This window comes from Defluviitoga tunisiensis (assembly GCF_000953715.1).
Taxonomy (GTDB): Bacteria; Thermotogota; Thermotogae; order Petrotogales; family Petrotogaceae; genus Defluviitoga; species Defluviitoga tunisiensis.
In genome coordinates, this window is sequence record NZ_LN824141.1 from 1,844,192 (window position 1) to 1,863,776 (window position 19,585).

18 protein-coding genes are annotated in these 19,585 nt (G+C 31.2%); 6 read left to right on the forward strand and 12 right to left on the reverse strand.

The window, feature by feature from the left end:
• Nucleotides 1–16 precede the first annotated feature (16 nt).
• Nucleotides 17–2,311 (forward strand): replication restart helicase PriA, encoded by a 2,295-nt coding sequence (gene priA, locus DTL3_RS08390; protein ID WP_045088321.1) that lies wholly within the window; start codon nucleotides 17–19, stop codon nucleotides 2,309–2,311.
• A gap of 85 nt (nucleotides 2,312–2,396) precedes the next feature.
• On the forward strand, nucleotides 2,397–2,987 hold the full coding sequence (hpf, locus tag DTL3_RS08395) for a ribosome hibernation-promoting factor, HPF/YfiA family (RefSeq protein ID WP_045088322.1): 591 nt from the start codon (nucleotides 2,397–2,399) through the stop codon (nucleotides 2,985–2,987).
• A gap of 46 nt (nucleotides 2,988–3,033) precedes the next feature.
• Here the strand turns inward: hpf and DTL3_RS08400 are convergent, their stop codons facing one another.
• The gene (locus DTL3_RS08400; protein ID WP_045088323.1) at nucleotides 3,034–3,276 is read right to left on the reverse strand and encodes a glutaredoxin family protein; all 243 of its coding nucleotides are present in this window, start codon (nucleotides 3,274–3,276) and stop codon (nucleotides 3,034–3,036) included.
• A gap of 196 nt (nucleotides 3,277–3,472) precedes the next feature.
• Here DTL3_RS08400 and DTL3_RS08405 point away from each other — a divergent pair, with 196 nt between their 5' ends.
• Nucleotides 3,473–4,456, forward strand: a complete 984-nt coding sequence (locus DTL3_RS08405) for an alpha/beta hydrolase (RefSeq protein ID WP_231854011.1) — start codon at nucleotides 3,473–3,475, stop codon at nucleotides 4,454–4,456.
• A 7-nt stretch (nucleotides 4,457–4,463) separates the two neighbouring features.
• Here the strand turns inward: DTL3_RS08405 and DTL3_RS08410 are convergent, their stop codons facing one another.
• The 11 genes from DTL3_RS08410 to amrA all read right to left on the reverse strand — a co-directional run bounded on the left by DTL3_RS08410 (nucleotide 4,464) and on the right by amrA (nucleotide 13,769).
• Nucleotides 4,464–4,988 (reverse strand): hypothetical protein, encoded by a 525-nt coding sequence (locus DTL3_RS08410; RefSeq protein WP_045088324.1) that lies wholly within the window; start codon nucleotides 4,986–4,988, stop codon nucleotides 4,464–4,466.
• 28 nt (nucleotides 4,989–5,016) lie between these two features.
• The gene (locus DTL3_RS08415; RefSeq protein WP_045088325.1) at nucleotides 5,017–6,264 is read right to left on the reverse strand and encodes a hypothetical protein; all 1,248 of its coding nucleotides are present in this window, start codon (nucleotides 6,262–6,264) and stop codon (nucleotides 5,017–5,019) included.
• 19 nt (nucleotides 6,265–6,283) lie between these two features.
• Complete coding sequence (locus DTL3_RS08420) at nucleotides 6,284–7,507, reverse strand: adenosylhomocysteinase (protein ID WP_045088326.1); 1,224 nt, start codon at nucleotides 7,505–7,507, stop codon at nucleotides 6,284–6,286.
• A 351-nt stretch (nucleotides 7,508–7,858) separates the two neighbouring features.
• Nucleotides 7,859–9,088, reverse strand: coding sequence for a hypothetical protein (locus DTL3_RS08425; protein WP_045088327.1), 1,230 nt, complete (start codon nucleotides 9,086–9,088; stop codon nucleotides 7,859–7,861).
• Complete coding sequence (radC, locus tag DTL3_RS08430; RefSeq protein ID WP_045088328.1) at nucleotides 9,081–9,752, reverse strand: RadC family protein; 672 nt, start codon at nucleotides 9,750–9,752, stop codon at nucleotides 9,081–9,083. The genes DTL3_RS08425 and radC overlap by 8 nt, the downstream gene beginning before the upstream one ends.
• Nucleotides 9,753–9,765: 13 nt before the next feature.
• Complete coding sequence (locus tag DTL3_RS08435; protein WP_052670451.1) at nucleotides 9,766–10,341, reverse strand: Maf family nucleotide pyrophosphatase; 576 nt, start codon at nucleotides 10,339–10,341, stop codon at nucleotides 9,766–9,768.
• Entirely contained in the window at nucleotides 10,322–10,840 is a 519-nt protein-coding gene (locus DTL3_RS08440; RefSeq protein ID WP_045088329.1) for a Gx transporter family protein, read from the reverse strand. The genes DTL3_RS08435 and DTL3_RS08440 overlap by 20 nt, the downstream gene beginning before the upstream one ends.
• On the reverse strand, nucleotides 10,834–11,211 hold the full coding sequence (locus tag DTL3_RS08445) for a NusG domain II-containing protein (RefSeq protein WP_045088330.1): 378 nt from the start codon (nucleotides 11,209–11,211) through the stop codon (nucleotides 10,834–10,836). Before DTL3_RS08445 ends, DTL3_RS08440 begins: the two co-directional genes overlap by 7 nt.
• Complete coding sequence (locus DTL3_RS08450; RefSeq protein ID WP_045088331.1) at nucleotides 11,211–12,251, reverse strand: FAD:protein FMN transferase; 1,041 nt, start codon at nucleotides 12,249–12,251, stop codon at nucleotides 11,211–11,213. Before DTL3_RS08450 ends, DTL3_RS08445 begins: the two co-directional genes overlap by 1 nt.
• On the reverse strand, nucleotides 12,224–13,225 hold the full coding sequence (gene amrS / locus DTL3_RS08455) for an AmmeMemoRadiSam system radical SAM enzyme (RefSeq protein ID WP_045088332.1): 1,002 nt from the start codon (nucleotides 13,223–13,225) through the stop codon (nucleotides 12,224–12,226). Before amrS ends, DTL3_RS08450 begins: the two co-directional genes overlap by 28 nt.
• 22 nt (nucleotides 13,226–13,247) lie before the next feature.
• The gene (gene amrA / locus DTL3_RS08460; RefSeq protein ID WP_045088333.1) at nucleotides 13,248–13,769 is read right to left on the reverse strand and encodes an AmmeMemoRadiSam system protein A; all 522 of its coding nucleotides are present in this window, start codon (nucleotides 13,767–13,769) and stop codon (nucleotides 13,248–13,250) included.
• Nucleotides 13,770–13,953: 184 nt separating this feature from the next.
• On the opposite strand from amrA, the gene DTL3_RS08465 reads away from it, so the two are divergent.
• The 3 genes from DTL3_RS08465 (at nucleotide 13,954) to DTL3_RS08475 (ending at nucleotide 19,580) form a co-directional block, all read left to right on the forward strand.
• Entirely contained in the window at nucleotides 13,954–15,405 is a 1,452-nt protein-coding gene (locus DTL3_RS08465; RefSeq protein ID WP_052670452.1) for an MFS transporter, read from the forward strand.
• A 224-nt stretch (nucleotides 15,406–15,629) separates the two neighbouring features.
• Nucleotides 15,630–18,260 carry a valine--tRNA ligase gene (locus DTL3_RS08470; RefSeq protein WP_045088334.1) on the forward strand — a complete coding sequence of 877 codons (2,631 nt, stop codon included), beginning with the start codon at nucleotides 15,630–15,632 and terminating at the stop codon, nucleotides 18,258–18,260.
• A complete protein-coding gene (locus DTL3_RS08475; protein ID WP_045088335.1) occupies nucleotides 18,261–19,580 on the forward strand; it encodes a bifunctional folylpolyglutamate synthase/dihydrofolate synthase in 1,320 nt (439 codons plus the stop codon).
• Nucleotides 19,581–19,585 lie beyond the last annotated feature (5 nt).

The window sequence follows — 19,585 nt, forward strand, 5'->3', positions numbered from 1 at the left end:
ATTTGGAGGTTTTTTAATGTATTATTATGATGTTGTTCCCTTAGGTCAAAGACTGTTCAAACCATACACTTATAAGTATGAACAAAAGCTTGAAGTCGGGCAAAGGGTTGTTATTGATTTGAGAGGTAAATTTGTTCAAGGGTTAGTTTACAGAGAATCAAATACACCTGAGATTTTAAAAATAAAAGATATTGAATTTCCTTTAGATGAAAAAAGTTATCTGAACAATTCACATATTAAACTATTAGAAAGGGTGTGTAATTATTTTCTTGCACCAATGGGGGAAATTGCTAAACTGTTCTTTCCGCCTGCTTCTTCTGATGTTTATAAATTAAAAATTGTACCTTTGAATGAGCTTGCACCTTTTGAAAAACCTATATTTTATAAGGATTTTTTAAGTTTGTACAAGGATAATTCTACTGCTAACAAGAAATTGAAAGAATTATTGTCGACAAATGTAGTAAAATTAGATCTTCATAAAAGGAGTATTCGAGAAAATAAAGATTATTTTGTTAGTCTTAGTATGGATCTATCGGAAATATGGAATTTTAATCTATCAAAAGGCGCTCGAAATGTCATAAATTATTTATCCATAAACGGCGAAACACTTGAAAGCGAGCTTTATGAAAAAGGTATTATTAATAGAGGTACGACAGTTTTGAAAACTTTACATAAAAAAGGTATAATTAATATAACAGAGGATTTTTTAATAAACAGTGATGAAGAAAAAGTAGACTTAACTGATGAACAAAAAACTGCTGTTGATTTTATCAGGACGCATGACGATAAACCTCATTTGTTGTATGGTGTAACTGGGAGTGGTAAAACTGAAGTTTTTTTTGAGGTCGGAGAAAGTGTTTTAGAAAAAGGCGGTAAACTTTTAATATTAGTCCCAGAAATATCTCTAACTTCTGAAATAATGAGTAGATTGAAAAAAAGATTTTCTAAATATAAGGCAGCTTTTTATCATTCCTCATTAACTAGTTCAGAACGAGTTGATACTTGGTATAAAGCAGTTGAGGGAGAAATAGATATAGTTATAGGGACAAGAAGTGCTGTCTGGATACCAATTAAAGACTTAAAAATGATTATAATAGATGAAGAACACGATCAATCATTTTATCAAATTGAAAATGTTACTTACGATGCAATCGAGGTAGCCCTATTTAGAAAAGAATTAGAAAACATCCAGTTAATCTTGTCTTCTGCCACACCAAGAGTTGTAGATATAAAAAAAGCAAAAGATGATGAAATGTATTTGGAAACTATTTCTTCACGGTATTTTAGTGAAATGCCTGATGTTGAAATAATTGATATGAAAAAAGAGGAAAAGTACAATTGGATTTTTAGCAAAAAGGTTATTTCTAGTATAAAAAATGTTGTAGCAAAGAACAAGAAAGTAATTGTTTTCACACCAACAAGAGGATATGCTAACTATATCGTATGTAGTGAATGCGGATACATATTTAAATGTGAAAATTGTGATGTTTCATTGACATTTCATAAAAAAGAGAGAAAATTAGTCTGCCATTATTGTGGAAATGAGCAACCCTTGTCTAACTTTTGTCCTAGATGTGGTGGCTTTAAACTTCAAAGTAGAGGATATGGTACAGAAAGGGTTTTAACTGAATTAACCAAATTATTCCCTTCTGAACCTATAGTTAGAGTTGATAGAACAGTTATTAAAAGTTTTGAAGATTTAAAAAACACCTTTTCTTTTATGAAAGAACCGGGGCGAAAGATAATTGTCGGAACCAAGATGATAACAAAGGGTTTGGATATTAAAGATCTTGATTTAGTTGTTATATTAGATTCTGATAGATACACCCATCTTCCTGATTATAATGCAAAAGAAAGTACAGCTTCATTAATAATGCAAGTAGCAGGTAGATCTGGAAGAAAAGAAAAAGGAAAGGTTTTAATTCAAACTTTTGATTCTGACAATGAAATTTATCAGGCTGCTATTAACCATGATTATACATTGATTGCAGAAAAAGAACTTGAACAACGTAGTATTTATAAATATCCTCCATTTACTAAATTATTTTTAATTATGATTAATAATAACAAGATGGATAAGGTTAAATCAATAAGTCAGGATATTATAAACGAATTAGAAAAAGTTATTGAAAAACAACAGGTAGAGTTATTAGGTCCAGTAACTCCTATTATTTCTAAATTAAGAGGTAATTATAGGCTTCAGATTATTTTAAAGGTATATCAACACGATACGAACTTTTTATTACCTATAGTTGAAAAGTTTGATAAGGATATTAAGGTATATTTTAATCCCCCCACAACTATATTGTAAAAAAATTCATGACCTTCGTACATTTTGTTTCATAGTATACACGAAGTTGAGTTTGATAATATTCAAGCCTATGGAGGTGGTAGTGATGGAATACAAAGTTTTTACAAAATCTGTAGAACTTAGTGAGGCCAACAAGAATTATCTCGCTAAACGAATGTCAAAGCCCGATCATTTATTAAAAAAACAGAAAGATTTAGTCTCGCCGGCTGATGTAAGAATCACTAAAGAAAGGGGAATATATAAAGTAGAAATTACCACTCACGTTAAAGCGTTAAGTAAAATTATTAAGGTTGAGGAAAGAAGTAACGACTTATACGAAGCTATAGATAAAGTTACAGATGCATTGGAAAGAAAAATTCGAGAAATTAAAACAAGGTTGCACCCGAAAAATCTAAGCGATAAAGGAATTCCTGTTAATCCAAAAGAAGCTGTTTTAACTAGAACTGATAATTTAGATTATGAAGATGAAGATGAATTTTCTGAAAAACCTGTCGCACCAAAGATTGCTAGAGTCAAGCACCATGATTTAACAATAATGAATGTTGAAGAAGCAATTCTTCAAATGCAACTTTTAGGACATTCTTTCTTTGTTTTTAGAGATTCTACTAATGATGCTGTTTCTGTGTTATATGAAAGAAAAGATGGTAACTTGGGCCTTCTTGTTTTCAACGAATAAATTATAAGATAAAATCAAAAAAGAGATGTGCGCAAGCACATCTCTTTTAATTAATTCCTAATAATTTATCGATTCTTTTTTTGTCAAATCCTATGACGTACTCATTTCCAATTTGAATTACAGGTACTCCCATTTGGTGAGTCTTTCTAACAAGCTCTTCAGCGGCTTTTTGATCTTTTGATACATCTATTTCTTTGAAGTTAACTCCTTTTTCATTTAAATAAGCTTTTGCTTTTCTGCACCAAGGACATGTTGGAGTCGTATAGATAATAACCTTTACATCATTCATAAAATTGACCTCCTCAAAATTTTTAAGTACCCCTATGGGGTATGTTTAATTATATAATAACAGTATTTTGTAATAGTGATTTTAATAAAAAGTAAATTTATTGTTGTAAGATTTAGACTGGATATTGAAAATTTGAATTAAAGCAATTCGTCTTTAAGTTATTTTACTAAAGTAACTAATATTATCATAAAATGAGGTGGTAAAAACGAGTTATATATTTGACTATCCAAAAATCCCTGTAAATTATAGTCTAAAAAAAGAAAAAGATTATTTAGTTTTTACTTTTGATACTGTTTATAAAGATCCTGTATGTAAAGAAAATGAAACTCAAATAGTACACATGTTTGTACCAGAAGGAAAAATAAAAGGTGATATCGTCTTTTTACACGGTATCGGTCCTAATAATATTCCTTATCTTGAATGGTACGGAAGATATTTTAGTAAAATTGGTTATAGAACGAGCGTTGTTATTTTTCCATATCATTTAGAAAGGGCACCAAAAGGTCTTCAGGATGGAGATCCTTTTTATTCTTCTGAGCCTGATGAATGTGTGGTACTTTTCCATAATGCGGTAAAAGATGTTAGAAGAACTATTGATCTGTTGGAATCTTTTGATGATTATTCTGAAGATAATTTGTATTTGATGGGTGTTTCTTTTGGAGGAATAATTGGAACTATGGCATTGGCACTTGATAAACGTATTAAAAAAGGTATTTTGATGATAACAGGTGGAAATTGGCGATGGATAAACTTTTATTCTCCATTTACTCAAAAAGTTAGGGATGCATATGCCACACAGAAAAATGCTTATGGATGTGATTCTGAAGAATATTGTATAAAATTTAGAGAAAATGCTTTTGACTTTGTAAAAGATAATATTAATTCAATTGATGATATATTTCAAAAGACACCCATTCCTTGTTATCATTATGATCCTATATCATATGCAAAATTTGTTAATCAACCTGTTCTTTTTATCAAAGGTACATTTGATAAAATAATACCTCACCGAGCTACAAATGAATTAATAAAACTATTACCAAACAAAAAAGTGAAATATATTTTAGCAGGTCACAAGTCTAGTTATCTTTGGAAGAGTGTTGTAGGAAGATGGGTAATATCTTTCATTGAACAGGGCAAATTAAAAGAGGCAGAGAAAAAATTACAAAAAACTATGTAATCAGCATCTAGGCTGAAAGGTCTAATTCTAAACCTAGGAAAAATTCAGCGTTAAGCGATGAGGCGTTGTTTCTTAAAAGTTCTAATGTCTGAAGTTTTTGTAGTAATTTTGTTATTTTTTCAGGGTCAGTTTCTTGCATTATTTGCATTTTAATTTTTTCTATTTCTTTTTCAACGTTTTGTTGTATTTTATTTTCTATCTCTTGTTCATTTTCTGGAATAGGTAATTCGTTTTCTTGAGGTTTAGAAATTACATTTTCTTTTTTATACAAAATAACAGCCTTAGACTTTCCAGCTACTGCTGCTAAAAACCCTCCTCTTTTTTGAAAATGAAGATCTATATCTGTATAGATTACTACTCCTCCGTTTTTAATTGCCTGGGATTTAAATTGATTAATGTTCCCTGCTTCATGAGCTGCGACCCTTAATATGCTCAATGAAGCGGGAACACTATTTGATAATCCTGGTTCTCCAGGATCTAATTTATATCCTATATACGGATTGTAAACGTCAGGATTTACAGCGTTTACCATCTTTATCACCCAAGATTTAATAATTAGTTCAATTTAAGGTTGTTTTTACAGTCATTCTTATTTTTACTTCATCTGTAATCTCAAAGCTCATATCAATCTTACCTGTTTGAGAATAATCCTTAAGACCTCTATAACCACCGTCCATCGTCATCTGGTCTATCTCTATATTAGGTGAGGTAGCTGATATTTGCACTACTCTTATTTTATCAGAAAAGTTTTTAATAGTGATTAAAAAATCTATCATTCTAGAATCCGAGGTCTTAACCTCTACATCAGATAATTTTTCAATCTTATACTGAACGTCCCAACTTTCCCCTAGATCTATTTTAACCATGTCTCCAACGGGTGTATCAAAGATGTTTGATTTTTTTGTTGGAAAATTCTTATCGTTATACTGTTCATATATCCATACTTCACCATATGGTAAGTCTATTCCTAACCCATTGTATGTTGTGTTTTCTATGTATCTTACAAGTCTCGTTTTAGTAAAATCTTGTAGGTTAGTGTATAAATTGAAGGTTATAACGTTTCTATCTTCGTATGAAAGTACTCTGTTTTCTGATATACTGAAATTCATAGTATCGCTAACAAATTTAATGCTACCTAGATTTATAGTATAAGTTTGGGTTAATATAGCTTCTTCAACTACAGATTGAAAATCCGTTGTACGATCGGATCCAAGAGCTAATGCCTTTGTATTTCCTACATAATCACGAGTTGATAGATTTAAATATTCGTTGACTAGATATAGATTCGTTGTTCCCACTGCTTTACCTTCAATCTCAACATTCTTTTTAAAGGTCCCATCTTTTTTCATTTCGTAAACGGTTTTCCAAGTACCTGAGGTTTTTAGGGCTATGATTGATGTTTTACTGTTCTTAGGTTTTTCTAGGACTACTTTTACAGTAGCAGCAGTAATTTTATCTTTGTTCTTTTCGTTAGTTATACACCAATGGTTAATCTGAGAGTTATAAAATAATATATCGTTAGTTCCATCAATTTTGAAGATGTTTTCATCTATTTGTTGTATAAGTTTATTTTTATAGTCTTCTAAAGAGACTATTTTAAAACTAAATTGCTGGTAGTTTTTTTCTAAACGCCAGGTATTTGCTCCACTAACCCATAGAACTTCAAATCCACTAGGTACTTGAAATGTTGTTTGATCAGTTGGTACATAATATAATTGTGCGTCTCTGAAAAGGAAGGTGTATGTTTGAGTAAAAGTAATTATTCCTAATACAACAAAAATCATTGAAATTAATATTTTCTTATTCATATTTTACACCTCTAATTTTTTATTTCCAATCGTTTAAATAATCTTTCTGCTCTTGAGTTAATTCATCAATTGTTACTCCAATAGTGTCGAGCTTAATTCGCGCTATCTTTTGGTCAATTTCATATGGAACAGGTTCTACATTTATTTTCATATGTTCATGATTTTCTTTTATGTATTTAGCGCCTTCTAATTGTAAACTAAAGGATAAATCCATTATTTCTACAGGATGACCATCTGCATTAACTAGATTGACTAATCTTCCTTTGCCTAATAAGTATACTTTTTTCCCATTCGGAAGTATATATTCTTCGACGCCTTCTCTGACTTCACGCTTTGAAAGAGCTATCTCTTCTAGATCTTTTACTTTTACTTCTACATCGAAATGTCCAGCGTTAGATAGAACAGCTCCATCCTTCATTTTTAAGAAATGTTCTTTGGTTATAACGTTTATATCTCCCGTTACTGTAACAAAAAAGTCTCCATATCTTGCAGCATCATTCATTTTCATCACAGAAAAACCATCCATTATAGCTTCGATTGCCTTGATGGGGTCTACTTCTGTTACTATAACATTTGCCCCTAATCCTTTGGCTCTCATAGCTACCCCTTTACCACACCATCCATATCCTGCTACAACCACTGTTTTTCCTGCTACAGAAAGGTTTGTAGATCTGATAATTCCATCCCAAGTCGATTGTCCCGTTCCATATCTGTTATCAAATAGATATTTCATGTATGAATCGTTTATGAGAATTACAGGAACAGGTAATTTGTTTTGTCTATATAATGATTTATATCGTTTAACACCTGTTGTAGTCTCTTCACATATACCCCATAAATTTTTAACTTTTTCAGGATATTTGTTCATCAGCGTTATTCCTAAATCTGCACCGTCATCTAATATAATGTTTGGATTAGATTCCAAAATTTTTTCTATATTTTTCCAATATATATCTTGATCAAGTGTTCTCTGAGCATGTACATTAAGCCCATATTCTTTTAATGCTTCAACAACATCGTCTTGTGTTGATAAAGGATTGCTTCCGGTTATAGAAACGTTTGCACCTAATTCATGTAATACTATGCCTAAATAAGCAGTTTTTGCTTCTAAATGAATACTTATCGCAACATTAACATCTTTAAATGGCTGTTCGTCTTTGTAAAGTTCTTTTAAATAGTTAAGAACATTCATGTGATTCTTAACCCATTCTATTTTTCTTCTTCCACTCTCAACTTTTGCCATTTTGAGCCTCCTGTAAATGATTATCTTTATTTCTAATTCGGTACTTGTACCAAGGTGGGAAAGGGCTTCGCCCTAGACCCGTTATAAATTCAAAAACATTAATAAACAATTGATTTCGGTACTTGTACCAAGGTGGGAAAGGGCTCCGCCCTAGACCCGTTATAAATTCAAAAATATTAATAAACAATTGCTTTCGGTACTTGTACCGAGGAGTGGGAAAGGGCTCCGCCCTAGACCCATTATAAATTCAAAAACATTAATAAACAATTGATTTTGGTACTTGTACCGAGGAGTGGGAAAGGGCTCCGCCCTAGACCCATTATAAATTCAATATGCTATTATGCAAATTTTTTAAGAGTATAAAAATTGACAGATTCTCCAGCCAAATATTAATCTTAATGCCTCAAAAAAAGGTAAATCCAAATAAAATGTAAATGATTTTCCAAACTGTCTACCCATTTCTGTAAATAGTGTGCTTAAATTTTCAAAATATGTTGGACCTTTTAAGCTTACTTTTATTGCATTTTTTGGAATAGAGAACAGGTTGAAAACAGGTTTGCCTTTTGGTTCTATAGAAGGAATGAGGGCAATAGGTATTTTATCGAAGGTATATTGTATTTTTTTACAGAGACTATTAAAATTACGTGAGTCATTATCGTTATAATATTTGTAGAACAAAACCTCATATAATTCTGAATCGTCGTTAGAATAGGTTTTAGGTTTGCCAATATCAAACAACACTCTCTCATATAACATACAATACAAAGGAACTTCAACAACTTGAGAAGTCGATAACATCCTTACACACTTCTCACATGCAGTATCTCCATCTCTTAACATAACCGCCGTTGAGCTTGCTTTTTCAGTATCTTCCATCAATATTGCAATGTAATAGTTTAGTAGATTGAGTGTTTTTTTAGCTTTACCTTCAAGATAGGATTTTGACATAAAGGAAAGGCCTTTTTGTATATCTTTATCATAAAGACTTAAAGCAATGTTTATATAAGAATAATTTAATATTTTGTTGGCTGCTTCAATAAATTTATAACATTGAGCATAGTTTCTTTCTCTAAGAAAGAAAAGACTCATGGTTAAATAGCTTAATCCATTTTTTGGATATTTCTCTATTAAATCACTAAGGTAATTAAAAGAATCTTCATCTTTTCTAATTATTTTTAGAAAACCTAAATTAACCTGAGAATCATAATTATTGTAGTTGATAAGAAACATTTTTTCAGCTTTCTGGTAATCACTACGTAAAAGATGCATCAATCCAAACTGATTATTGTATTCTTGAATGCTTTTGTTTGCTAATCTTAACTCGAAAAAATAAGCAAGCTTTTGGTTTGATAAATCAATATCGTTAATCATTAGGTCAAACCAATTATTAAGATTATTTATTGAAACATTTAATTTTTCGATTTCGTAGTCGGGTTTGTATACTACTTTGACTTTTTCCTTTTTTTCTTCTTTTTCTGTTATCTTAATTCCTTTTTTTTCAAGCTCTTTTTCTAATTCTTTTTTTACTTGATATATTTTTTTTAACTTATCTTCTTGTTTATCGTTTTGTTTTTCATTCATTGATTTCTACCCTCCTACCCATCGAAAAACTATAATATTCATTTTTTCCTATTATAACATGGTCGTTCATTGGAATACCTATTATTTTTCCGGATTCAGCAATTGTTTTTGTAATTTCGACATCGTTTATACTAGGGGTTGAATCTCCAGAAGGATGATTATGAACTATAATAAGAGAGATTGAATTGTGTATTATTGCTTCTCTAAAAATATCTCGTGGATGTACCATCGACATATTTGCTGTTCCATTACTAATATTTTTTATGGTAATAATGTTTAATTTTGAATCTAAAAATATTGCCCTTACTGTTTCGCTTTTTAAATGAATCATATCTTGACATATATTATATGCTTCATAGGGAGAGGTAATTTTATCTTGTTTTTCTCTTAATTTTTGTAGATGGAATCTTTTCCCTATTTCAAGGGCAGCTTTTAAGTTGATAGCGCTAACCCTTCCAACTCCTTTTTTACTTGATAGTTCTTTAAGAGAAGCCTGTTCTAGGGTAGGAAGTGTTTTATATTCGTCTAGCAATAATTGAGTGGCCTCAAAAACATTTATTCCTTTTACTCCATGCCTTATAATCAGTGCGATTAACTCAGCATCAGTTAGACTTGAAGGGCCATATTTCTCAAGCTTTTCTCTAGGCAATAGTTCCTCATCCATCTTTTTCTCCTTTTTATTGAACTGTAGATATGAACTTGTTAATTTCTCTGAATAATTTTGCAACGGGTAGTCCCATTATGTTGTAGTAATCTCCTTCAATTTTTTTAACAAATACTGCGGCAAAATCTTGTATTGCATAGGCACCCGCCTTATCATACGGAGAATAATTTGTTATGTAATAGTCAATAAGTTTATCTTCTAATTCGTAAAAGGTAACATGCGAAACTTCAGAAAATGACGTTGCCTTTTCTTTTGTTCTTAAGGTCACACCAGTATAAACTTGGTGGGTGCACCCAGATAAGGTTTTTAAAATTTTAAAAGCTTCATCATAATCTTTAGGTTTTCCAAAAATAGTATTGCCTAAAGCTACTATAGTATCAGCTGTAATTAATAGTTCTTCATGAAATAGAGGAATATCATGGCTCTTGTTTAGAGATATTTCTTTTACCATTTCTTGTGGGTTATTTGAAGTACTTTTTTCATTATTGTTTGATACTCTAATTGAAAAATCTTTTACTATCAATTTTAGTAGTTGCTGTCTTCTGGGAGAAGACGAACCTAATACTATTTTAATTCTTGAATTGATCAAATTTTACACTCCTTAATATTGCGCTAACTATTGTGGAATTGATAAAAGCTGTGATGACACCAAAAAATAGCATATAGGGATAGTACCATATTATTCCTTTTGATTTTACAATAAATATGCCTGCTATTAGTGTTTGAACTGTATTACTGAAAAAAGCTCCTATTTCACTTATTCCTAGTACACTAGCTTTTTTCATTAGTTTGAAAGAGATCGACATAGTAAGGGCACTCGCAACTGCACCACCTAACCCCATCCAAAACATTGGTGATAAAAATCGACCACTTAAAATAGAACCTAACAATGTTTTTAGTAGGGCTATGTATAATGTATTGGTTAACCCAACATCTGTTACTACAGAAAGGAGTAACGGAAAATTAGAAAATCCCCAACGTGCTCCTGGAATAGCTACCGGAAGTGGTAAAAAACTTTCGACATAATAAACAGCAGACGCTAGGGCGGTTAAGATAGCAATGTATGATATTTTTTTTGTTTTCACCATGTGTATAAATCGACTCCTGCTTTGTTTTGATTTCCAGTAGGTTTAACAACTACTTTATTAGGTATGCAAATAATGGGTTGGTTTGGTGTGCTTACCCAGCCAGTAGTTTCACAAATTTTATCTGGACAAGTAGCCTCATTAACCCTAACAGCATTATTAAAATATTCAACATTCATCAAGAACTCTTCGTCTTCGTTGTATATACTGTAAGTGCCTTCTTTACGAATTTCTAATATTATTTTACCTTTTAAATAAACTTGAGCTCCGTCTACCAGTCCTGCTGAACGAAAAAAAGTTATAGACATAAAAAAAAAGATTATAATAAAAATAATAATCAAAATGAAAATGTCACTCTTTTTTGCAAACTTCATTATTTAATTTTCTCCCTAAAATAATCAAATCCACTTGTTTCTGTACTTTCACCTGTAGGAGAAATTACAAGAGCTTGAATACCAAAATCAGTAAAATGCTCTAGTGCAGGATTATCATATCCTAAAACAAAAAGAGCGGTTGAAAAGACATCAGCAATCATCACATTTTCTGATATAACTGTTACACTTACCGCACCTGTTGCAGGATAACCTGTCTGTGGATCTATTATGTGGTGGTATTTTATCCCGTCTGAAATGAAATATCTTTCATAATTACCAGAAGTAGCAACTCCACCATTTGTAAGATAAATTGTATCTATTGATGTAAAGTATTCGTCTGAAAAAGGATCCCTTATACCTATAACCCAAGCAAGCTCTTTAAACTTTGGACCTATAATACCTATATCTCCACCAGCATCAATAAACCCTGTTGCTTTTGGATCTACTTCTCTAATTCTTTGAATAACCAAATCAACGGCATATCCTTTAGCTATTGCTCCTAGATCCACTTCTACTCCTTCTTTTAAAAGAGAAACTTGCATATTATCTTTGTCAATATCAATAAATCTATAATCTACATAACTCAATGCTTCATTAATTTCTTCCTGAGTAGGTACTCGTTTTGTAGAAAACTCATCATCAAATCCCCAAAGTTTAATTAATGGTCTAACGGTTGGATCAAAAGCTCCACCAGTCAAAGCAGCATAATTATATGCAGATTGAAACAAAAATAATGCTTCTTCATCTACTGTTACTGTTCCATTTTGGTTTAAAATAGATACTAGACTGTCCTGCACATTGGGACTATATTTATTATGAATCCTTAAAAACTCTTTTTCTGCAATATTAATTAAAACATCAGAAGACACTTTATCTCCTGCTAAATTAACCCTAATTACCGTTCCTAAAGACGGAAAAATTTTTTCACTGTAAACCGGAGTAGGCTTAGAAAAAATAAGTAAAGATAGCAGAACAACTCCAACCGCTATTGCTGCAATATATATGTATAGTCTTATACTTCGACCACTTTTCTTCCGCAATTTTCGCACTCTCCTTTTGGGTTTAAACCTTTTATATCAATATTATATCCATTTCTCGAGATAAGAAGAACGCCACAATCCGGACAATATGTGCTTTCATATTCTGGTTTCCTGACGTTTCCAAGATAAACAAAATTAAGATATTCCTTAGCTAATTTATATGCCTCTTCCAAAAAAGAAAGGTTCGTAGCTGGTTTATCAAACTTATATGAGGGATGATATCTAGATAAATGAAGGGGTATGTCTTTTGATAAGCTTGACAACCAAATAAATTCTTTTTCTAGCATATCTAAATCATCATTTATCGTAGGAACAATCAACGTTGTTACCTCGACATGTAAATTACTTTCTATCGATAGTTGTATGGTTCGTTTAACTGGTTCTAAGCTACCTTTTAAATATTTCCTATATATCTTATCATCAAAACATTTTAAATCAACGTTTAAAGCATCAATATATTGTAACATTAATTTTAAAGCTTCTTCGTTGATATAGCCATTTGTTACCAAAACGTTGTAATTTTCAGGATCCGCATATTTAATTGCTCTTGCTGAATCTAACACAAACTCGAACCATACTATTGGTTCAGAGTATGTATAAGCTACTCCATGAACATTTTCATAATTTTCGAGTATAGCAGGTAATGCTTTAGGAAATACCTTTCTTAGATTTGTAGGTTTTTCTTGAGATATATCGTAGTTCTGACAAAAAGGGCATTGTAAATTGCATCCCCATGTTCCTAAAGAGAGTATTTTTTCTCCCGGATGAAAATGATAAAGGGGCTTTTTCTCCATCGGATCTAATCCCATGCTGGTTGTATCAGCATAATTTAGAGAATACATTTCACCACCGATATTTTGTCTAACCCCGCAAATCCCCTTTTTATTTGGATATAATATACACTCGTGCGGGCATAAAGTACATTTTAATATATCGTCTTTGTACACTTCATAAAACAACGAGTTTATTTTCATTAATTATTCACCTCTAAATACTTTAATAATACCTTTCTACAGTAAATCTATATATTTCAACCGGTTCATCTTTATATATACCGGCTTTCATTTTAGCAATTCTTAACTGTTCCTCAACAGTATCTACTCCCTCAATATCTGGTAGCAAAACCCCTTTTTTGTATCCACTTTTTACAACTACGCCATAAACCTTGGGATTAAGATCTTTTGTATCTTCAACCTTTTCTAAATCTGATAATATATCAACTGAAATAACCAAATCTTCTAGCTCTGATGGACTAACTGGAGGAAATCTAGGATCCCTAGTGGCGGCAGCAATAGCATTTTCTTGTATTTCTTCAATAAGATTTTTATATATAGGAAATATTGTTCCTATACAACCTCTTAATTGTCCATCTTTTTTGTGAATGCTAACAAAACAACCTCTCTTTTTAGCAAATATTTCTTTTGGAAGTGTGTCATCAAATTTTATTCTTTTTTTATCTTTAACATAATTTTCTATTACTTTTTGAGCCCAAATTACATAAGGATGACTTTTATCCATTTGTATAAGATGCTCCTTTCTTACAAAACAAACTTTTTGAAAACTATATTTTAAAATATAACAATTATTAAATGATATATTAAACTTTATTTTTCATTTGTGAATTATAATATGGAATGAGTATGAATTTATTAGTTTAACAAACTTTTATAAAATACTGACGGTATAAGGAGATTTAGTTGATATGGCAAAGTACAACAAAACAATGATCCTTTCAATCATGGAAGCATCTAGCTATAATGCTTTCTATATAGCTACTCAGGGCTTTATATTTACAACTCTTGCTCTATATTTTAACGCTTCGCCTTTGTATATATCAATAATGACCTCTTTTCCAATTATAGCACAAATGTTTCAAATTTTTACTCCAAAAGTAAATAATATGATTGGTTCAAGGAAAAAAGGGATGGTCGTAAACGCTTTTGTATCGAGGAGTTTGTTCCTTGTTCTTCCAATATTAATTTTTCTTGATGTGAGATCTAATAATTCTTTATTATTAATTATTTTACTTTTTTCTTTTTTTGGTACGTTTGTGGGTAATACGTGGACTGCTTTGATGAAAGAAGTTGTTCCTTTTGACTTAAGAGGAAAATATTTTGGTATCAGAAATATTTTTTCTTCAATCGCAGGTATGGTTATGTTATTTTTGTACACAAAATTACTAGAACTTCCTAATCTAAAAACTGGTCTTCTATTTGTGACTATCCTAATGTCTTTTTTTGCAATCCTTTCAGCCTTTTTATTATCAAAGCATGAATTTCCTCAGAATAATGGAGAAGAAAAATTTTTAAAAATTAATCTAGCTCAACCTTTTAAAGACAAAAATTTCAGAAATTATTTAATATTTATCTTTTTTTGGAATTTTGCTATAGAATTTTCTAAACCCTATTTTTCTTACTTTGAAGTTGCTATATTAAACGTTGACTATAATTATTTGGCAGCGATGAGTATTCTTAACAGTGTTGTGGCAATACTTCTTTATTTAGTTTATGGAGCTCTTGCAGACGCCTTTGGAAGCAAAAATGTATTGACTTTAGGTATTTTTTTATCTACTTTTAGCCCTTTAATGTACTTCCTTATGACCCCAAGTAATTATAGAAGTATTTTATTCTTAAACGCTATTTTTTCTGCTTTTGCGTGGTCTGCAATTAACTTATCTATATTCAATTTATTGTTAGAATTAACTAAAGATCCTTCTGAGAATTATATTGCAGCAAATTCTCTTATGGGAGGAATGGCTGCAATATCAGCCTCACTTATTGGAGGTTCAGTTGCAAACGTTCTTAAAGACACTCAAATTAATTTTTTAGGTGATACCTATCACGGTATCCAAATAATTTTTATTATAGGGTTTGTTTTGAGAATTATTTCTGTTACAATATTGAGTGAGGTAGAGGCAATTCAAAAACCTATGAGATATAAAGGGGTTTTTTCAACAGAAGGCACCCTATCTAGAAGCAGGGAAACTGATATGCCTTTCGTTGAATTTTTTCAAAAAAGGAAACCACCTTTAAAAGACAAGCAATATACGCAAGAACAACCGGAAAATGACGAAAACAAAGAACCTCAAAAATCTGAAGAATCAAATAAACAAAGTAGCCCTACTACAGATGAAGAACAATTGAAACAAGAGTGAAGTATAATATTATGGACAAATTAATTTATACTCATATATCTATTATTCAATAATAAAAAGGTTATGATACAAAACCTTAGTTGTATTTTGTTTTGAATAAATAAAAAGCTATTGTATTTTTTTAATGTAAGTGAGTGGGTACAGGGCAAAGCCCTCTCTAATCCCTCTACAACTAATATTTATAATCAAATAAAAATACACTCTTTTTAATTAGGAGGATTCATATAATGGACATAGGAACTAGATATGAACCACATACTTTAGAAAATAAATGGTATAAAACGTGGGAGGAAAACCATGCTTTTGAGCCAAAAAAGGATGGAAATGGAAAGTTTAGTATAGTAATCCCCCCACCCAATATAACCGGAAAATTGCATATGGGACATGCATTAAATATAGTGCTTCAAGATATTGTTGTTCGCTACAATAGAATGAAAGGGGTAAAGACTTTATGGGTTCCTGGCGAAGATCATGCTGGAATCGCTACTCAACATGTTGTTGAACAGTATTTATTAAAAGAAGAGGGTAAGAGGAAAGAAGACTTTGATAGGGATGAATTTATTGAAATAGTTTGGGATTGGGCTAATAAATATCGAAACCATATCAGAGATCAAATTAGAACTTTAGGTGCTTCAGTAGATTGGAGTAGAGAAAGATTTACATTAGATGAAGGCTTAAACAAGTCAGTAAGAAACGCTTTTGTTTCTTTATATAATGATGGCTTAATATATAGGGGAAAGTACATAGTAAACTGGTGTCCTTCGTGTGGGACCGTTCTTGCTGATGATGAAGTTGAGCATCATGAAGATAAAGGTAAGCTATGGTATATTAAATATCCACTTGAAGGAGAAGATGGTTTTGTTGTAGTAGCTACTACTAGACCGGAAACTATGCTTGGAGATACAGCTTTAGCGGTGAATCCATCAGATGATAGATATAAGGATATTATTGGTAAGACTGCAATTTTACCGTTAGTTGGAAGAAAATTACCCATAATTGCAGATCCTTTTGTTGATCCAAAATTTGGAACTGGCGTTGTTAAAGTTACTCCAGCTCATGACCCTAATGATTATCAGATGTGGGCAAGACATAACTTAGATATGATTCAAGTTATAGATGAACACGCTAAGATAAATGAAAACGGTGGAAAATATAAAGGATTAGATAGATATGAAGCTAGGAAAAGAATTATTCAAGATTTAAAAAATGAAGAATTTTTAGTAAAAGAAGAAAATTACATACATGCGGTTGGCCATTGTTATAGATGTAATGATATTGTAGAACCTCTTCTTTTAGACCAATGGTTTGTAAAAACAAAACCATTAGCTCAAAAAGCTATTGAGGTTGTTGAAAACGATAATATTAAATTTTATCCTGAAAGATGGAAGAAAACTTATCTTAACTGGATGTATGAAATTAGAGACTGGTGTATTTCCCGACAACTATGGTGGGGTCACAGAATCCCAGTCTGGTATTGCCAAGATTGTGGCCATATAAATGTATCTGTTGAGGATATAGAGCACTGTGGAAATTGTGGCTCAAAAAATATTAAACAAGATGAAGACGTTCTAGATACGTGGTTTTCATCAGCCCTTTGGCCTTTTTCAACACTTGGCTGGCCAGATGAAACAGAAGATCTTGCTACTTTTTATCCTACCGATTTGTTGGTAACTGGATTCGATATAATATTTTTTTGGGTTGCTAGAATGGTAATGTTTGGAGTAAAATTTATGGGGGATGTCCCTTTTCACGACGTCTATATTCATCAACTTGTTAGAGATAAATATGGAAGGAAAATGTCTAAATCTCTAGGCAATGGGATTGACCCTACAGAAATGGTTGCCCAATATGGCACAGATCCTGTAAGGTTCACTCTTGCTATTTTAGCAGCTCAAGGTAGAGATTTAAAATTGGACATCAGATTTTTTGATTCTTATAGGAAGTTTGCTAACAAGATTTGGAACGCTGCTAGATTTGTTTTACTAAATATTGATGATTATAGTAAACTTGAGTTAAATGAAGGCGATTTGAAGATTGAGGATAAATGGATTTTAACAAGATTGAATAGTACTATTGAAGAAGTAGAAAAGTATATTGATGATTATTTGTTTGATCAAGCAGCAAAACTTTTATATGAGTTTTTTTGGAATGAATTATGTGATTGGTATATAGAAGCTTCTAAGAATCGATTGAAATTGGAAGGAAAAGAAAAATTAATCGTTCAAAACGTTCTAGTTAAGGTTTTTGATAGTTCTTTACGTTTGTTACATCCTTTTATGCCCTACATAACAGAAGAGTTATGGCAAAAGCTTCCTATTGATAAGGATTCAGAATTATTGATAACTGCAAAATGGCCCATTAGCGACAAGAATTTAAATTTTGAAAAAGAAACTCAAGATTTTATAAAAATAATGGACTTAGTGCGAGAAATTAGAAATGTTAAGGCTGAGATGAATATTCCTCAAGTTCAAGAAGTTACTTTAAATTACAAGGTTATGAAATCTTTGGAAGATTGGTTTGAAGTCAATAAAGAATTAATTTCAAATCTTGGATTTGTGAGAAACATTATTCAAATAGAGAAAAAACCCGAAAGTTCAGCTACCGTTTATGTTGACGAAAATATGGAAATTTACATGCCTTTGGGAGATCTGATTGATATAGAAGCTGAAAGACAAAGAATTTCCAAGAAATTAGAAAAGATTAAAAAAGATATTGAATTATACGAAAAAAAGTTGTCTAATAAAAATTTTGTAGAAAAAGCAGATCCGGAAGTTGTTAGTGAAACTAATGAGAAATTAGAAGAGAGTAAAAAACAGTACGAAAAATTATATCATTTGATGAAGGAGATTAATTAAATGGAATTTGCTAATTTAATAGATAACCTTTATGAAAGAGGATCTGCAAATTTTGCAATTAAGTTAGGATTGTCTAGAATTGAAGAGTTAGTTCAAAGAATAGGAAACCCACAAAATAAATTTAAAATTATTCATATTACAGGAACAAATGGAAAAGGCAGTGTTACTAAGGCTGTTTCTGATATTTTTATTGGTCAAGGTATGAAGGTCGGAACTTATATATCACCACATCTTGTTTCAATAACTGAAAGAATCAAGGTAAATAGTACAAATATATCAGAAAATGAGTTTGTCCAAACATATATTGAAATCGAAGATGCAATAAAAGCCATGGATAATAAGGGTGTTGATTTTTCTCCATCTTTTTTTGAAATTATGACTGCTTTAGCTTTTAAATTTTTTGAAAAAGAGAAGGTAGATTTAGCCGTATTAGAGGTAGGGCTGGGGGGAAGATTAGATGCTACAAATGTTGTAAATTCTGATGTATCTGTTATTACATCTATTGCTATAGACCATACTAAGACGTTGGGTGATTCTTTGGAAAAAATTGCCTATGAAAAAGCAGGCATTTTAAAAAAAGACAACTTTTTAATTTTGGGCAATATAGATCATGCCCCAAAGAAGGTTATCTTAGATAAGGCTGAAGAAGTAGGAGTAAAAAAGATATTTGAATACAACAAGGATTTTCGTTACGAGAATCCTAGATTTCATATCAACGAAAATATGTTAAATTATAAGGGATTAAAATTAGATCTCAACGACCTACAATTTAAAGCTAATGGTACTTTTCAGATGCAAAATGTAACTATTTCTTTAGCAGCTGCCGAAGCATTTGCTGAAAAATATGGAATAAATCTATCTGTAGACAAACTTAGAGACTCTATGAAAAACTTTTTTTGGGAAGGACGTTTTGATTACACAGAAATAAACGGAAAAAAACTCATTTTAGATGGGGCACATAATGTAGCTGCAGCAGAGCAACTGAAAAATAGTGTTGAGGTTTATTGTTCCAACGATAAGAAGACTGCGATGATAGGCATTTTGAATGACAAAGATTATATTAATATTGCAAAAATAATATCACCAATCTTTGATAAAATTATTATTACTTCTGTTCCAACATCTAGAGGAAAAGACCCAGCAGCAGTATTTGAGGAATTTAAAAAATGGAATAATAATGTTGAATTCATTCCAGATACTTCTGAAGCTTTTATGAAACTCTTTTCAGAAAAAAGCGATGTCTATTTTGTTACGGGTTCTTTGTATTTGGTTGGGAAGATTAAAGAATATCTTTCTACCAATTTGATTTTTTCAAAATAAGAAAA

Excerpts from the sequence above, each read along its gene's own strand:
- amrA (WP_045088333.1), bottom strand. The coding sequence starts at position 13,769 with ATGGATAAAAGTCATCCTTATGTAATTTGGGCTCAAAAAGTAATAGAA.
- DTL3_RS08445 (WP_045088330.1), bottom strand. The coding sequence starts at position 11,211 with ATGAAGTTTGCAAAAAAGAGTGACATTTTCATTTTGATTATTATTTTT.
- amrS (WP_045088332.1), bottom strand. The coding sequence starts at position 13,225 with ATGAAAATAAACTCGTTGTTTTATGAAGTGTACAAAGACGATATATTA.
- DTL3_RS08410 (WP_045088324.1), bottom strand. The coding sequence starts at position 4,988 with ATGGTAAACGCTGTAAATCCTGACGTTTACAATCCGTATATAGGATAT.
- radC (WP_045088328.1), bottom strand. The coding sequence starts at position 9,752 with ATGGATGAGGAACTATTGCCTAGAGAAAAGCTTGAGAAATATGGCCCT.
- DTL3_RS08465 (WP_052670452.1), top strand. The coding sequence starts at position 13,954 with ATGGCAAAGTACAACAAAACAATGATCCTTTCAATCATGGAAGCATCT.
- DTL3_RS08400 (WP_045088323.1), bottom strand. The coding sequence starts at position 3,276 with ATGAATGATGTAAAGGTTATTATCTATACGACTCCAACATGTCCTTGG.
- DTL3_RS08475 (WP_045088335.1), top strand. The coding sequence starts at position 18,261 with ATGGAATTTGCTAATTTAATAGATAACCTTTATGAAAGAGGATCTGCA.
- DTL3_RS08420 (WP_045088326.1), bottom strand. The coding sequence starts at position 7,507 with ATGGCAAAAGTTGAGAGTGGAAGAAGAAAAATAGAATGGGTTAAGAAT.
- DTL3_RS08415 (WP_045088325.1), bottom strand. The coding sequence starts at position 6,264 with ATGAATAAGAAAATATTAATTTCAATGATTTTTGTTGTATTAGGAATA.
- priA (WP_045088321.1), top strand. The coding sequence starts at position 17 with ATGTATTATTATGATGTTGTTCCCTTAGGTCAAAGACTGTTCAAACCA.
- DTL3_RS08425 (WP_045088327.1), bottom strand. The coding sequence starts at position 9,088 with ATGAATGAAAAACAAAACGATAAACAAGAAGATAAGTTAAAAAAAATA.
- DTL3_RS08440 (WP_045088329.1), bottom strand. The coding sequence starts at position 10,840 with ATGGTGAAAACAAAAAAAATATCATACATTGCTATCTTAACCGCCCTA.
- hpf (WP_045088322.1), top strand. The coding sequence starts at position 2,397 with ATGGAATACAAAGTTTTTACAAAATCTGTAGAACTTAGTGAGGCCAAC.